The sequence below is a fragment of the Streptomyces sp. NRRL F-2580 genome (genome assembly GCF_000720115.1).
GTDB lineage: Bacteria > Actinomycetota > Actinomycetes > Streptomycetales > Streptomycetaceae > Streptomyces.
Map to the genome: position 1 here is coordinate 124839 of NZ_JOIR01000007.1, position 14528 is coordinate 139366.

The 14528-nt window shown below is 70.8% G+C and carries 12 protein-coding genes; 4 read left to right on the forward strand and 8 right to left on the reverse strand.

What is annotated here, in order from left to right:
* Window positions 1-3: 3 nt before the first annotated feature.
* Window positions 4-678: a Crp/Fnr family transcriptional regulator gene (locus tag IF88_RS0109835; protein ID WP_003981529.1), complete on the reverse strand. Its 675-nt coding sequence runs from the start codon at window positions 676-678 to the stop codon at window positions 4-6.
* 253 nt (window positions 679-931) lie between these two features.
* Between IF88_RS0109835 and nth the strand changes: the two genes are divergently transcribed.
* The 3 genes from nth to IF88_RS0109850 all read left to right on the forward strand — a co-directional run bounded on the left by nth (window position 932) and on the right by IF88_RS0109850 (window position 3833).
* On the forward strand, window positions 932-1798 hold the full coding sequence (gene nth, locus IF88_RS0109840) for an endonuclease III (protein WP_037805624.1): 867 nt from the start codon (window positions 932-934) through the stop codon (window positions 1796-1798).
* 90 nt (window positions 1799-1888) lie between these two features.
* Window positions 1889-2617, forward strand: coding sequence for an NUDIX hydrolase (locus tag IF88_RS0109845; RefSeq protein WP_107050505.1), 729 nt, complete (start codon window positions 1889-1891; stop codon window positions 2615-2617).
* Between the two features lie 13 nt (window positions 2618-2630).
* A complete protein-coding gene (locus IF88_RS0109850; protein ID WP_030709374.1) occupies window positions 2631-3833 on the forward strand; it encodes a MarP family serine protease in 1203 nt (400 codons plus the stop codon).
* Window positions 3834-3854: 21 nt separating this feature from the next.
* Here IF88_RS0109850 and IF88_RS47210 read toward each other — a convergent pair whose 3' ends face one another.
* From IF88_RS47210 to IF88_RS0109875, 6 genes are all read right to left on the reverse strand, one after another.
* On the reverse strand, window positions 3855-4028 hold the full coding sequence (locus tag IF88_RS47210; RefSeq protein ID WP_199808052.1) for a hypothetical protein: 174 nt from the start codon (window positions 4026-4028) through the stop codon (window positions 3855-3857).
* A 199-nt stretch (window positions 4029-4227) separates the two neighbouring features.
* Entirely contained in the window at window positions 4228-5187 is a 960-nt protein-coding gene (locus IF88_RS0109855) for an alpha/beta fold hydrolase (RefSeq protein WP_030709376.1), read from the reverse strand.
* Window positions 5184-5642 (reverse strand): phage holin family protein, encoded by a 459-nt coding sequence (locus tag IF88_RS0109860; protein WP_030709377.1) that lies wholly within the window; start codon window positions 5640-5642, stop codon window positions 5184-5186. Before IF88_RS0109860 ends, IF88_RS0109855 begins: the two co-directional genes overlap by 4 nt.
* 55 nt (window positions 5643-5697) lie before the next feature.
* Window positions 5698-7131: a Na+/H+ antiporter NhaA gene (gene nhaA, locus IF88_RS0109865; RefSeq protein ID WP_234323470.1), complete on the reverse strand. Its 1434-nt coding sequence runs from the start codon at window positions 7129-7131 to the stop codon at window positions 5698-5700.
* Window positions 7132-7331: 200 nt separating this feature from the next.
* The gene (gene acs / locus IF88_RS0109870; RefSeq protein WP_078892801.1) at window positions 7332-9332 is read right to left on the reverse strand and encodes an acetate--CoA ligase; all 2001 of its coding nucleotides are present in this window, start codon (window positions 9330-9332) and stop codon (window positions 7332-7334) included.
* Between the two features lie 159 nt (window positions 9333-9491).
* Window positions 9492-11960, reverse strand: coding sequence for a SulP family inorganic anion transporter (locus IF88_RS0109875; RefSeq protein WP_063754772.1), 2469 nt, complete (start codon window positions 11958-11960; stop codon window positions 9492-9494).
* A gap of 235 nt (window positions 11961-12195) precedes the next feature.
* On the opposite strand from IF88_RS0109875, the gene IF88_RS0109880 reads away from it, so the two are divergent.
* Entirely contained in the window at window positions 12196-13500 is a 1305-nt protein-coding gene (locus tag IF88_RS0109880; protein ID WP_030709385.1) for a hypothetical protein, read from the forward strand.
* Here IF88_RS0109880 and IF88_RS0109885 read toward each other — a convergent pair.
* Window positions 13454-14494 carry a carbon monoxide dehydrogenase accessory protein CooC gene (locus IF88_RS0109885; RefSeq protein ID WP_051836670.1) on the reverse strand — a complete coding sequence of 347 codons (1041 nt, stop codon included), beginning with the start codon at window positions 14492-14494 and terminating at the stop codon, window positions 13454-13456. The two genes, IF88_RS0109880 and IF88_RS0109885, sit on opposite strands and share 47 nt — an antisense overlap.
* Window positions 14495-14528: the final 34 nt, after the last annotated feature.

The following is a 14528-nucleotide window of genomic DNA, read 5'->3' on the forward strand; positions in this document are numbered from 1 at the left end:
GCGTCAGCGCGAGCGCTTCGCCAGGCGCTCCACGTCGAGCAGGATCACCGCGCGCGCCTCCAGGCGGAGCCAGCCGCGGCCCGCGAAGTCGGCCAGGGCCTTGTTCACGGTCTCGCGGGAGGCGCCGACGAGCTGCGCGAGCTCCTCCTGCGTGAGGTCGTGCACCACGTGGATGCCCTCCTCCGACTGCACGCCGAAGCGGCGCGACAGGTCGAGGAGCGCCCGCGCCACACGGCCGGGAACGTCGGAGAAGACCAGGTCGGACATCTGGTCGTTGGTCTTGCGCAGGCGCCGGGCGACGGCGCGCAGCAGCGCGGTCGCGACCTCGGGCCGGGCGTTGAGCCAGGGCTGGAGGTCGCCGTGGCCGAGGCCGAGCAGCTTGACCTCGGTCAGGGCGGTGGCGGTGGCGGTGCGCGGGCCGGGGTCGAAGAGCGACAGCTCACCGATCAGCTCGCCGGGGCCGAGGACGGCCAGCATGTTCTCGCGGCCGTCGGGGGAGGTGCGGTGCAGCTTCACCTTGCCCTCGGTCACCACGTACAGCCGGTCGCCGGGGTCGCCCTCGTGGAACAGGGCGTCACCGCGTGCGAGGGTCACCTCGCCCATGGAGGCGCGGAGCTCCGCGGCCTGCTCGTCATCGAGCGCCGCGAAGAGCGGGGCGCGCCGCAGAACGTCGTCCACGAGTCTCTCTCCTATGTCGACCAGCTCACGGGGACCGTGCTCCCCATTTTGCCGGACGGCTCAAACAGTGCGATCAATCACAAGGATGCCGGACGGACGGGCGTGCTGTGCGGCGGGAGGTCAATCGGAGTGGTGTTACCTGAGGTCCGGGCGGGGTGTCAGTCGCCGGCCTTAGGCTGGCCGGGTGTCCAATAAGCCGGTGAGAGCACAGGCCAAGGGGTCCGCAGGAGTGACGGCGCCCCACAATTCAGCCGTGGGCGAACAAGCCTCCGAGGTGGCGTCCACGGAGGGGGCAGGCCCCCCTCAGGGCAAAGTTTCGGCCAAGAAACCGAAGGTGGCCAAGCCGGAATCGCGCCTGGCCATGGTGCGCAGGGCGCGGCGCATCAACCGCGAGCTGGCCGAGATCTATCCGTACGCCCATCCGGAACTCGACTTCCGCAATCCCTTCGAGCTGCTCGTCGCGACGGTGCTCTCCGCGCAGACGACCGACCTGCGGGTGAACCAGACGACCCCGGCCCTCTTCGCCGCCTACCCGACCCCCGAGGACATGGCCGCGGCCGCTCCCGAGCACCTGGAGGAGCTGATCCGGCCGACCGGGTTCTTCCGGATGAAGGCCAAGTCCCTGCTCGGCCTCTCGCAGGCCCTGCGGGACGACTTCGGCGGGGAGGTGCCGGGTCGGCTCGAAGACCTGGTGACCCTGCCCGGAGTGGGCCGCAAGACGGCGAACGTGGTCCTCGGCAACGCGTTCGGCGTCCCCGGGATCACCGTCGACACCCACTTCGGCCGCCTCGTGCGCCGGTGGAAGTGGACCGAGCAGCAGGACCCGGAGAAGGTCGAGGCGGAGATCTGCGCGATCTTCCCGAAGAGCGAGTGGACGATGCTCTCGCACCGCGTCGTCTTCCACGGCCGCCGGATCTGCCACTCGCAGCGGCCGGCCTGCGGGGCCTGCCCGATCGCCCCGCTCTGCCCGGCGTACGGGGAGGGCGAGACGGACCCGGAGAAGGCGCGGAAGCTGCTCAAGTACGAGAAGGGCGGTCAGCCGGGCCAGCGGCTGACCCCGCCCCCGGACTACCCGGGCCTCCCCGCGCCGCCCCTGGGGGGCGCTCCGGCGCCGTCCTGAGCGGTCCGGGCGGACCCGCGGTGGCGCAGCACCTGAGGAACCAATCAGTACCCGCACCGCGTTTGGCGGTGTGGGAGATCACGGACGGGGATGCCTATGACGCGCGGTAGCGGAACACGGGACGAGACGGCGGCGGGAGCCCGCGAGGGCGACGGCATCGCGCTCAGCGCGCAGGGCCTGCCCGCCTGGCTCGACCCCGTCGTCGAGGCCGCCCGGACCGTGCAGCCGCGGCAGCTGAGCCGGTTCCTGCCGCCCGAGGACGGCCGCGGGCGGCAGTCCGCCGTGCTCGTCCTCTTCGGAGAGGGCCCCCGCGGCCCCGAGCTGCTCCTCATGGAGCGCGCCGGCACCCTGCGCTCGCACGCGGGGCAGCCGTCCTTCCCCGGTGGCGCGCTGGATCCGGAGGACGGCGATCCGCACACCACCGGCCCGCTGCGCGCCGCACTGCGCGAGGCCGAGGAGGAGACCGGACTCGATCCTTCCGGTGTCCAGCTCTTCGGGGTGCTGCCCCGGCTCTACATCCCGGTCAGCGAGTTCGTGGTGACCCCGGTCCTCGGCTGGTGGCGCACGCCCAGCCCGTTCGGCGCCGTGGACCCGGCCGAGACGGCCCGCGTCTTCACGGTTCCCGTGGCCGATCTCACGGATCCCGAGAACCGGGTCATGGTCGTCCACCCGGCCGGTCACCGGGGGCCGGGATTCACCGTCGAATCGGCTCTGGTCTGGGGTTTCACGGCCGGGGTGATCGACCGGATCCTGCACTTCGCGGGCTGGGAGCGCCCCTGGGACCGCACGCGCCAGGTCCCGCTCGACTGGCGCGCATGAGACGGTGGCCCACGTGAACGTGCTGGACATCCTGTTGTTGCTCGCCGCGGTGTGGTTCGCGATCGTCGGCTACCGCCAGGGGTTCGTCGTCGGCATCCTGTCGGTGATCGGATTCCTCGGCGGTGGCCTCATCGCCGTGTCCCTGATCCCGCTGCTCTGGGACCGGGTGACGGACAACGGCACCCAGGTGTCCACCACCGTCGTCGTCATCGCCGTCGTCGTGATCATCGTCTGTGCCTCGATCGGCCAGGCCCTGACCACCCACCTGGGCAACCGCGTCCGCCGTCAGATCACCTGGTCACCGGCGCGCGCCCTCGACGCGACCGGCGGCGCCCTGGTCAACGTGGTCGCGATGCTGCTGGTGGCCTGGCTGATCGGCCTGCTGCTCGCCGGGACCTCGCTGCCCACCCTGGGCAAGGAGGTCCGCAACTCCAAGGTGCTCCTCGGCGTGACGCGGGTGCTGCCCGACCAGGCGAACACCTGGTTCATGGACTTCAGCTCCACCCTCGCGCGCAACGGCTTCCCCCAGGTCTTTACCCCGTTCTCCAACGAGCCGATCACCGAGGTCAAGGCGCCCGACCCGGCGCTCGCGATCAGCCCCGTCGCCGAGCAGGCCAAGCGTTCGATCGTGAAGGTCGTCGGCACCGCGCCCAGCTGCAGCAAGGTGCTGGAGGGCACGGGCTTCGTCTTCGCGCCCGGCAAGGTGATGACCAACGCGCACGTCGTCGGCGGGGTCGGCGAGCCGACCGTGCAGGTCGGCGGCGAGGGCAGGCTGTACGACGGCAAGGTCGTGCTCTACGACTGGGAGCGCGACATCGCCGTACTGGACGTGCCCAAGCTGAAGGCGCCGGCGCTGGAGTTCACCGACAAGGACGCGACGAGCGGCGTCGACGCGATCGTCGCCGGCTTCCCGGAGAACGGCGCGTACGACGTGCGCGCGGCCCGCGTCCGCGGCCGGATCAATGCCACCGGACCGGACATCTACCACCGCGGTACTGTCCGACGGGACGTCTACTCCCTGTTCGCGACGGTCCGTCAGGGCAACTCCGGCGGCCCGCTGCTGACCCCCGAGGGCAAGGTGTACGGGGTCGTCTTCGCGAAGTCCCTCGACGACCCGAACACCGGCTACGCGCTGACGGTGGACGAGATCCGCGACGACATCCAGACCGGCAAGGTCGCCGACCAGCGGGTCCCCAGCCAGGGTTGCGCCCTCTGAGCGACCGCGCCCGTCGGGGCCCTACGTCCGTTGATGGCGCAGGCGCGCCGAGACCCAGCGGGCCCGGCGGCGCAGGATGCGCGGAATCCCGAGATGGAGGTCGTGGCCGTGCCGGCCGGCCCTCTCGTGGGTGCCCGGCGTAGCTGCCGAGCGGCGTTCGTGCGCGGTGTCACCGTGGTCGTGCGTCCAGCTCATACTCCGAGCTGTGCCCGTGCCCCAAGGTCGGTAACCCCGTCAGAGGCGGCCAATTGGCCTATGCGCCAGGCAATTGAATGCTCGTAAGACGAGCGTATGAGCGAACTGCCCGACTTTCACAGGGTGATCGGGGGCCGCTCCGGGGGAGGGGCGGCGGCCGTCGGGAGGGCGGCCCGGCCGTCCCGTTCCGTGGTCCGGCTCAGCGGTCCGGCTCGGGGTCCTTGAGCCAGTTCACCAGCTCCGTGGAGAAGGCCACGGGGTCCTCCTCGTGCGGGAAGTGCCCGAGCCCGTCGAACAGCCGCCACCGGTACGGGGCTTCGACGTACTCCCCGGACCCGGCCGCGCTCCGCGTCCGCATCACCGGGTCGAGCGAGCCGTGCAGGTGCAGCGTCGGGACCCGCACCGGGCGCTTCATCCGCCGGTTGAACTGCAGCCCGTCGGGCCGCGCCATGGACCGCATCATCCAGCGGTACGGCTCGATCGAGCAGTGCGCGGTGGACGGGATGCACATGGCCCGCCGGTACACGGCGAGGTCCTCCTCCTCGGGCGGCCGCGGCCCCGACCAGTCCCGGATCAGGTCCCCCACGAGGGCCCCGCCGTCGGCGACGAGCTGACGCTCGGGCACGAACGGCCGCTGGAAGCCCCAGATGTGCGAACTGGCCCGCGCCTGCCCGAAGTCCGACAGCATCGCGGAGCGCCAGCGACGCGGGTGCGGCATGGAGGAGACGACGAGCCGGCGCACCAGCTTGGGGCGCATCACGGCCGCCGTCCAGGCGAGGTACCCGCCCAGGTCGTGCCCGACGAGGGCGGCGTCCGGCTCGCCGAGGGACCGTACGACCCCGGTGATGTCGAGGGCCAGATTGGCCGGGTCGTAGCCGCGCGGGGTGCGGTCGCTGCCGCCGACCCCGCGCAGGTCCATGGCGACCGCCCGGTACCCGGCGTCGGCGAGCGCGGTCAGCTGGTGCCGCCAGGTCCACCAGAACTGCGGGAAGCCGTGGAGCAGCAGCACGAGCGGCCCGTCACCGACCTCGGCGACGTGGAAGCGGGCGCCGTTGGCGGCGACGTCCCGGTGCGTCACCGTCTGCCCGCCGGGGAGGTCGAGCCGTACCGCCGTGGCAGCCGTGGGGGGAACGCTGGAGTCCGGCGTGGGCGCTGTCATGAGGACGAGCGTGCCACACCCACAGCCTTGTCACTCACCGGCCGCGGGTGCGGCTTGACGGTCCCGACCAGCGCGGCGGTCTGCTTGACGGAGGCGATGGACTTCTCCGGCGGCTTGATCTTCTTGAACTTCCGCACCGCGATCAGCACGAGCACACCCGCGATGAGCAGGAACGCACCGCCCACGATGAGGAAGGACCAGGCGAGCCCGAGCCCGAGGTTGTGGATCCCGTACGCCGCGGCGAAGGTCAGCACCGGAAGCGAGAAGACCGCGAACACACCGGCGGCGGCGAGGGAGGCGGAGCCGCTGCCCACGCGCTTGACGTCCTCGCGGAGCTCCGCCTTCGCGAGGGCGATCTCGTCGTGAACCAGGGCGGACATCTCGGCGGTGGCCGAGGCGACCAGCTGGCCGAGTGTGCGCTCGGCTCCCTGCGCCTCTTGGTCCACTGCGCTCATCGCTCTCTCCCTCTGTCGTCTGCTGCCGTGCGGCTGTCCTGCGTCGTCAGTCAGATCATGCCGGACGGTCGCCCTCGGTGGTGGACCCGGCCGCGCTTTGGAGCGCCGCGGCAGCCGCGCTCTCGGCCTTGCGGCGGTGTTCCGCGGCCCGGTCCTCGTAGATCTTCGCCATCCGCAGGTGGTACTCGGGGTTGTGCTCCTCGTAGATGTCCGGGATGCCGTCGAGGTCCTCGTCCCGCTCCTCGGCCTCGGTGAGCGCCAGGTACTTGCGGTTGCGGAGCTTGAGCATGACGCCCGCGATCACGGCGGCGATGAGCGAGCCGATCAGTACGGCCGCCTTGATCTCGTCGGTGAGGACCGGGTCGCCGGCGAACGCGAGCTCACCGATCAGGAGGGAGACGGTGAAGCCGATGCCGGCGAGCGAGGCCACGGCGAGTACGTCGGGCCAGGCGAGGTCGTCGTTCAGTTCGGCCTTGGTGAACCGGGCGGCGAGCCAGGTGCCGCCGAAGATGCCCACGGCCTTGCCGACGACGAGGCCGAGGACGACGCCGAGGGTCTCGGGACGGGTGAACACCTGCGCGATGGCCTCGTCGGAGAGCGAGACCCCGGCGGAGAACAGTGCGAAGAGGGGCACGGCGAGACCGGCCGAGATGGGCCGGACCAGGTGCTCGATGTGCTCGCCGGGGGACTGCTCCTCGCCTTCCCTGCGGGTGCAGCGGAGCATCAGGCCCATGGCGACGCCGGCGATGGTGGAGTGGACGCCGCTGTTGTACATCAGGCCCCAGATGATCAGCGCGAGCGGGACGTAGACGTACCAGCCGCGGACTTCCTGGCGGAGCAGGAACCAGAAGAGAGCCAGGCCCACGAGCGCGCCGCCGAGCGCCAGGAAGTCGATCTCGCTGGTGAAGAACACCGCGATGATCATGATGGCGAAGAGGTCGTCGACGACCGCGAGCGTCAGCAGGAAGGCGCGCAGGGCCGAGGGCAGGGAGGTGCCGAGGACGGCGAGGACGGCGAGCGCGAAGGCGATGTCGGTGGCGGTCGGGACCGCCCAGCCGTCCATCGCGCCGTTGCCGAGGGAATTGACGAGTACGTAGACCAGCGCGGGCACGGCCATGCCGCAGACGGCCGCGATCACCGGGAGGGCGGCGGCCTTGGCTTCGCGCAGGTCGCCCGCGACGAGCTCGCGCTTGAGCTCGATGCCGGCGACGAAGAAGAAGATCGCGAGGAGCCCGTCGGCCGCCCAGTGCTGGATGGACAGGTCCAGACCGAGGGCGCTGGGGCCGATGTGGAAGTCCCGGACCGACTGGTAGCTGTCCGCCAGCGGCGGGGTGTTCGCCCAGATCAGCGCGGCGATGGCGGCCGCGAGCAGGAGCACGCCGCCGACGGTCTCGGTGCGCAGGGCATCGGCGACGAAGCGGCGCTCGGGGAGCGAGAGCCGGCCGAGCAGCTTGCGATTCTGGTGGTCGGTGGGGCTGGGCGCGGCCACGAGGTGACACCTCCGGGGTCGGTTGGACGGCATGGCGAAGCTCATTGCCGACCAGACTTCCCGGCGCACCCTGTGGTGTTTCTTTACGCTCTCAATATTTTACAGGGAGCACGCGAGGGCGAATCCGGTGATCATCACTTTATGTGCGAAACGGGCACCCGGCGCGTCGCGGCCGAGTGCCCGTTTCGGTGAGCCCGGGGTCAGTCCTCGCTGCCGGCGGCGCCCGGGAGCTTGCTCTGGATCAGGTCCATGACCGAGGAGTCGGCGAGCGTGGTGACGTCACCGACCGCGCGGTTCTCCGCCACGTCGCGCAGCAGACGACGCATGATCTTGCCCGAGCGGGTCTTCGGCAGCTCCTGGACCGGCAGGATCCGCTTCGGCTTGGCGATCGGGCCGAGCGTGGCGCCCACGTGGTTGCGCAGGTCCGCGACCAGGCCCTCGGTCTCGGAGGCGCTGCCGCGCAGGATGACGAAGGCCACGATGGCCTGCCCCGTGGTCTCGTCGTTGGCGCCGACCACGGCCGCCTCGGCGACCGAGGGGTGCGAGACGAGCGCCGACTCCACCTCGGTGGTCGAGATGTTGTGGCCGGACACCAGCATCACGTCGTCCACCCGGCCGAGCAGCCAGATGTCGCCGTCGTCGTCCTTCTTGGCGCCGTCGCCCGCGAAGTACCTGCCCTCGAAGCGAGACCAGTAGGTGTCGATGAACCGCTGGTCGTCACCCCAGATGGTGCGCAGCATCGACGGCCACGGCTCGGTGAGGACCAGGTAGCCGCCTCCGCCGTTCGGGACCTCGTGCGCCTCGTCGTCCACGACGGTGGCGGAGATTCCGGGCAGGGCGCGCTGCGCGGAGCCCGGCTTGGTGTGCGTGACGCCCGGCAGCGGGGAGATCATCATGGCGCCGGTCTCGGTCTGCCACCAGGTGTCCACGATCGGGCAGCGGTCGCCGCCGATGTGCTTGCGGTACCAGATCCAGGCCTCGGGGTTGATCGGCTCGCCGACCGAGCCCAGCACGCGCAGGCTCGACAGATCGAACTTCGCGGGGATGTCGTCGCCCCACTTCATGAACGTACGGATGGCCGTCGGCGCCGTGTAGAGGATGGTGACGCCGTACTTCTGCACGACCTCCCAGAACCGGCCCTGGTGCGGGGTGTCCGGCGTGCCCTCGTACATCACCTGGGTGGCGCCGTTGGCGAGCGGCCCGTAGACGATGTAGGAGTGCCCGGTCACCCAGCCGATGTCGGCGGTGCACCAGTAGACGTCGGTCTCGGGCTTCAGGTCGAAGACCGCGTGGTGGGTGTACGCGGTTTGGGTGAGGTAGCCGCCGGAGGTGTGCAGGATGCCCTTCGGCTTACCCGTGGTGCCCGAGGTGTAGAGGATGAAGAGCGGGTGCTCGGCATCGAAGGGCTGCGGGGTGTGCTCGGCGGACTGCCGGCCGACCACCTCGTGCCACCAGACGTCGCGGCCCTCGGTGAAGGCGGTGTCCTGACCGGTGCGGCGCACGACGAGCACGTGCTCGACCTGCGGACACTTGGCGACGGCCTCGTCGATGGCGGGCTTCAGGGCGCTGGGCTTGCCGCGGCGGTAGCCGCCGTCGGCGGTGATGACCAGCTTGGCGTCGGCGTCCTGGATGCGGGAGGCGACGGCGTCGGCGGAGAAGCCGCCGAAGACCACGGAGTGCGCGGCGCCGACGCGGGCGCACGCGAGCATCGCGACGACCGCCTCGGGGATCATCGGCAGGTAGACGGCGACGCGGTCGCCCGCCTCGACGCCCAGCTCGGTCAGGGCGTTCGCGGCCCTGGAGACCTCGTCCTTGAGCTCGGCGTAGGTGATCGCGCGGCTGTCCCCGGGCTCGCCCTCGAAGTGGATGGCGACGCGGTCGCCGTTGCCGGCCTCGACGTGGCGGTCCACGCAGTTGTACGCGACGTTCAGCTTGCCGTCCGCGAACCACTTCGCGAAGGGCGGGTTCGTCCAGTCGAGCGTCTCGGTCGGCTCGGTGGCCCAGCTCAGCCGCCGGGCCTGCTCGGCCCAGAAGCCCAGCCGGTCCGCGTCGGCCTGTGCGTACGCAGCCTCTGTCACATTGGCGGCGGCGGCCAGATCGGCAGGCGGTGCGAACCGCCGCTCCTCCTTGAGCAGATTGGCCAGGCTCTCATTGCTCACGACATCTCCCTTTCCCAGGGTGTCCGTTGTGTCCCCGGGCATAGCTCATCAGTCAGCGGCCCAGGTGACAAGGGGTAGCCGAGAATTGGTTTAGACCTATATCACGATCGGCCCGCACGAGAACGGCGTGCGAATGGCCCCCTCCCGCTGCAGGGTGCGGGAAGGGGCCAAACGATTGCACGGACAGGGGAGGGTATCGGTTCAGGCGTGCTGGCCCACGGTGTCGAAGACCCGGCAGTCGAAGAAGTCCTCGCCCTCGGACAGCAGGTAGGCCTGTGCCTCGCCCACGTGGAAGTACATGCCGTGCAGTTCCAGCGTGCCCTCGGCGAGCCGTCTGGCCACCGATTCGTGTGCCCGCAGGTGCTCCAGCTGCTGGACCACATTGGTCAGGCACAACTGCTCCACCGCGTCCGCCGGGAGCCGGCCGGAGATCCGGGCCCAGCGGTGGTGGCGACTGGCCATCCGCTCCAGGCTCGGCAGCCCGTGCCGCAGCCAGCGGCGCAGCGGGGTCATCGGAAGCCCGGGCGCGGAGCTGAGCAGGGCCTGCATGGCCCCGCAGCCCGAGTGCCCGCACACCGTGATGCTGTCGACCTTCAGCACGTCCACGGCGTACTCGATGGCCGCGGCGACGGAGTCGTCCGTGGACTCCGCGCCGGGCAGCGGGACGAGGTTGCCGACGTTGCGGACCGTGAACAGGTCGCCCGGGCCGCTGGCCGTGATCATGCTGGTCACCAGGCGGGAGTCCGCGCAGGTGAGGAAGAGCTGGGAGGGCCGCTGCCCCTCGCGGGCCAGCCGGGCCAGCTCGTCCCGCACGTGGGGGGCGGTGTCCCGCTGGAAGGCGCTGATCCCGCTCGCCAGTTGGCCGGCGCCGCGCCGCCGGGGCGCCGGCGGGGCCTCGTCTGCGGAGGTCTCGGCCGCGGAGGTCTCGGCCGCTGCCATCGCCGCGGCCGTGGGCGTACGGGTCCCGGCGGGGCGGTGGTCGCAGTGGTTCTGCCAGGGGGTCCAGGGCCGGCAGCACTGGTGGACTCCGCGCTGGGCCGCGCGCCGGGACCGCTCGGCGCCGCGGGCCGCGTGGATCGCTTCCGCGGTCCCGGCGCGGGTGCCGTCGGAGCCCCCGAAGCCGTCGGGACCGTCCGGGTCGTCGCCCGGGTCGGTGCCGGAGCTCAGGGTCGTCGAGCCCGAGCGGCCGGTGACCTCCAGCGAGCCCCCGTGCGCCAGATGGGACTCCTGCCAGTCGTGCAGCGTCTCGTAGGCCGCGTGGTCCATGAAGGAGCCGTCCAGCTCGATCACCACGTGCCCGTCGTGCGGAATCTGGTTCAGCACCCGGCTCAGCCGCGGCACCGCGAGGAAGGTCAACTGCCCGCGAGCCCGCACCCGGTGGACCCCGCTGTCCAGCCGCTCCACGGTGATCCGGGTCCGGGCGAGCCGGTGCAGGGCCAGCGCCACGGCCACGGCGATGCCGACGGCCACGCCCTCCAGGACCCCGCCGAGCACCACGGCCACGATGGTCGTGGCGTAGACCGGGATCTCCCGGTGCCGGGTGACGCTGCGCAGGTGCGTGATGCTGACCATCTGCACGCCCACGGCCATCACCAGCGCGGCCAGTGCGGCCAGCGGGATCAGGTCGAGGACCGGGACCAGCAGCCCGGCGGCCAGTGCCACCCAGAGGCCGTGCAGCATGGTCGATCTCCGGCTGACCGCACCGGACTTGACGTTGGCCACGCTCCGGACGGCCACACCCGAGACGGGCAGTCCTCCGAGCGCACCGGAGACGATGTTCGCCGCACCCTGCCCCCACAGCTCGCGGTTGAGGTCGGTGCGCGGGGGACGGTTGTCCGTACGCCGCTCGGAGGCGATCAGCTTGTCGGTCGCGACCGCGGAGAGCAGGGACTGCACGCTGCCGACCAGGGCGATGGTCAGGACGGCGGCGAGGATGCCGAGGACGGGGCCCTCGGGCAGCTCGGGCAGGGCGTGGCTGCGCCAGGACGGCAGGTCCACCCGGGGCAGGGCGAGCCCGGACAGCGCGGCGGCGGCGGTGGCCGCGGTGACCGCCGCCAGTGCGGCGGGGGCCTTGCGCAGGAACCGGCCGGCCCGTCCGGGCAGCCACGGCCAGGCGAGCAGGACAGTGAGGGTCAGCGCGCTGACGCCGAGTGCCGCAGGATGCAGCGCGGCCAACTGGGCTGGCAGACCGAGGACATTGGCCATGGTGGAGCTCTGCGGGTTGCCGCCGAGCACGATGTGCAGCTGGGCGAGTGCGATCGTCACGCCGATCCCGGCGAGCAGGCCGTGCACGATGGCCGGGCTGACCATGAGCGCCGACCTGGCGGTGCGCAGTGCGGCGAGGCCGAGCTGGCAGACGCCGGCGAGCACGGTGATGGCGCATGTCGTGCGCCACCCGTAGTGCTGGATCAACTCGGCGGTGACCACGGTCAGTCCGGCGGCGGGCCCGCTGACCTGGAGCGGGGCGCCGCCGAGCCACCCGGCGACGATTCCGCCGACCGCTGCGGCGACCAGCCCCGCCTGGAGGGGGGCGCCGGTGGCCAGGGCGATGCCGAGCGAGAGCGGCAGGGCGATCAGGAAGACGGCGATGGAGGCGGAGAGGTCGGCGGGGAGATCTTTGCGGATCTCCCCGATCTCTCGGGTCGGACGCGTGCGGGAGGTGGCTGTCATGGGTTCCCGTCTCCTCTGGGGAGGGATGAAGCGGCGGGAGTCTCAACACTCGGTAAATGGATGGTAATGGAGAGTAAAGGTAAGCGGTGAATAATGCGGGCAAATGGCCTATAAATTACCCCTCAAGAGTGATTAAGCATTTTGTACGGCTTGTCATACCTTCCTCAAAGCTGACTGCGTGGGACGTTGCGGCGCGGAAGTCCTGCGACGGAACTGCGAGGGAGAGGTGGGGCGGATGATCGCCGCCACGAAGAAGATCGCCGGCGGCCTGGTCGCCTCGGCACTGGTCCTGGGAGTTGCCGGGTGCAGCACCTCGGGGCCCGCCAAGTCACCGGCTCCCGGGGCGCCGAACGCACGGAAGGGTGCCGAGGCGGAGGCCCCCGGCAGCGTCAACCGGCCCATCGGCGACGGTTCGACCGCGTACACCGGCCCCCAGCCGAACGTGCAGAAGCCGCAGAAGCTGAAGCCCGGCGAAAAGCCGCCGCAGTTCGTGGTCTTCTCCTGGGACGGGGCCGGCGAGGACAGCCAGAAGCTCTTCTCGCACTTCCGTGAGGTCGGCAAGCAGTACAACGCCCGCATGACGTACTTCCTCAGCGGCGTCTACATGCTCCCGGAGGAGAAACGTTCCCTCTATACGGCGCCGCAGCACTCGCCCGGCCGCTCCGACATCGGCTTCGGCGACCTCCAGGGCATCAAGGACACCGCCACCCAGGTGCGCGCGGCCTGGCTGGAGGGCAACGAGATCGGCACCCACTTCAACGGGCACTTCTGCGGGCCCGACGGCGGCGTCGGCACCTGGTCCGTGGGCGAATGGAAGAGCGAGATCAACCAGGCCAAGTCCTTCGTCAAGAACTGGAAGACCAACGCGGGCCTGAAGACCATGGAGGCGCTCCCCTTCGACTACGACAAGGAGCTCATCGGCGCCCGCACCCCCTGCCTCGAAGGCCAGAAGAACTTCATGCTGGCGGCGAAGGACATGGGCTTCCGCTACGACTCCAGCGGCATCAGCAAGCAGATCTGGCCCAAGAAGACGGACGGGCTCTGGGACGTCCCGCTCCAGCTGGTGCCCATGCCCGGCCGCGCCTTCGACACCCTGAGCATGGACTACAACTACATGGTCAACCAGTCCGGGACGACCTCGCAGGGAGACCCCTCGCAGCACGCGTACTGGGGCGACCAGATGCGCGACGGCCTGCACGAGGCCTTCGACCGCGTCTACCAGGGCAACCGTGCGCCGCTGATCATCGGCAACCACTTCGAGTCCTGGAACGGCGGCACCTACATGCGTGCCGTCGAGGAGTCCATCAAGTCCATGTGCACCAAGCCGGAGGTCCGCTGCGTGCCGTTCCGCGAGCTGGTGGACTGGCTGGACGCCCAGGACCCGAAGGTCCTGGAGTGGATGCGCACCCTCGACGTCGGCGAGGCGCCGAAGCAGGGCTGGGCGAAGTTCCTGACCGCGGGGCCGCCGGCGCGGCCGGCCGCCCCCGCGGGCGTCAAGCCGGCTGCGGAGCCGGCTGATGAGAGTGCGGACGAGGGCTGACGAAGGACTCGCCCGCGGCGGTGCCCGCGACGCCCTCGCGCAGGGTGAAATCGGGGTCGACCTGGTTCGCCAGGTCGACCCCGGTCTTGGCGTTGCCCCAGCTCTCCGCGTTCTTGAGGTGGAAGCGCACCATCTGCTCGGTGTACCGGTCCCAGTCGCGCTGGGCGTATGAGTCGTCGGCCGCGTCCTGGAGCGCCTGGAGCGCGAACCGGTTGGTCGCCTCCAGCAGCTCGAAGGCGGCCGGACGGCCCTTCTCCATCGCCCGTACCCAGTCGGAGTGCCCGACGGTGACCAGCAGGTCCTCGCCCACCTCGTCCTGGAGGAACTCGATGTCCTCGGGGCCCTGCACCTTGTTGCCGATGACCTTCAGCGTGACCCCGAAGTCCCGCGCGTACTCCTTGTACTGGCGGTAGACGGAGACCCCCTTGCGGGTCGGCTCGGCCACCAGGAAGGTCATGTCGAAGCGGGTGAACATGCCCGAGGCGAAGGAGTCGGATCCGGCCGTCATGTCGACGACCACGTACTCGTCCGGGCCGTCGACCAGGTGGTTGAGGCACAGCTCGACCGCCCCGACCTTGGAGTGGTAGCAGGCCACGCCGAGGTCGGCCTCGGTGAACGGCCCGGTGGCCATGAGCCGTACGGGCTCCCCGTCGAGCAGGAGCGTGCGCGCGCAGGCCTCGTACACCGGGTTGTCCTCGGTGACCCGCAGCAGGCGCGAGCCCCGGCCGGGCGGGGTGGTCTTGATCATCGTGTCGGCGGACGCGATGCGCGGGTTGGAGCCCCGCAGGTACTCCTTGATCAGGGGCAGGTGCGCGCCCAGGGCGGGCAGTTCGGCGGCCTCGTCCTCGCCGAGACCGAGCGCGGCGCCCAGGTGCTGGTTGATGTCGGCGTCCACCGCGACGACGGGGGCCTCATTGGCGGCGAGGTGGCGGATGAAGAGGGAGGACAGCGTCGTCTTGCCGCTGCCGCCCTTTCCCACGAAAGCGATCTTCATGTTCACCAAACGTAGTGGGTAAGTAGCACAGTGT

Bases quoted from the DNA above. Each gene is read 5' to 3' on its own strand.
- IF88_RS0109845 (WP_107050505.1), top strand. From the start codon at position 1,889: ATGCCTATGACGCGCGGTAGCGGAACACGGGACGAGACGGCGGCGGGA.
- IF88_RS47210 (WP_199808052.1), bottom strand. From the start codon at position 4,028: ATGAGCTGGACGCACGACCACGGTGACACCGCGCACGAACGCCGCTCG.
- IF88_RS0109855 (WP_030709376.1), bottom strand. From the start codon at position 5,187: ATGACAGCGCCCACGCCGGACTCCAGCGTTCCCCCCACGGCTGCCACG.
- IF88_RS0109860 (WP_030709377.1), bottom strand. From the start codon at position 5,642: ATGAGCGCAGTGGACCAAGAGGCGCAGGGAGCCGAGCGCACACTCGGC.
- acs (WP_078892801.1), bottom strand. From the start codon at position 9,332: ATGCCCGGGGACACAACGGACACCCTGGGAAAGGGAGATGTCGTGAGC.
- IF88_RS0109875 (WP_063754772.1), bottom strand. From the start codon at position 11,960: ATGACAGCCACCTCCCGCACGCGTCCGACCCGAGAGATCGGGGAGATC.
- IF88_RS0109880 (WP_030709385.1), top strand. From the start codon at position 12,196: ATGATCGCCGCCACGAAGAAGATCGCCGGCGGCCTGGTCGCCTCGGCA.
- IF88_RS0109885 (WP_051836670.1), bottom strand. From the start codon at position 14,494: ATGAAGATCGCTTTCGTGGGAAAGGGCGGCAGCGGCAAGACGACGCTG.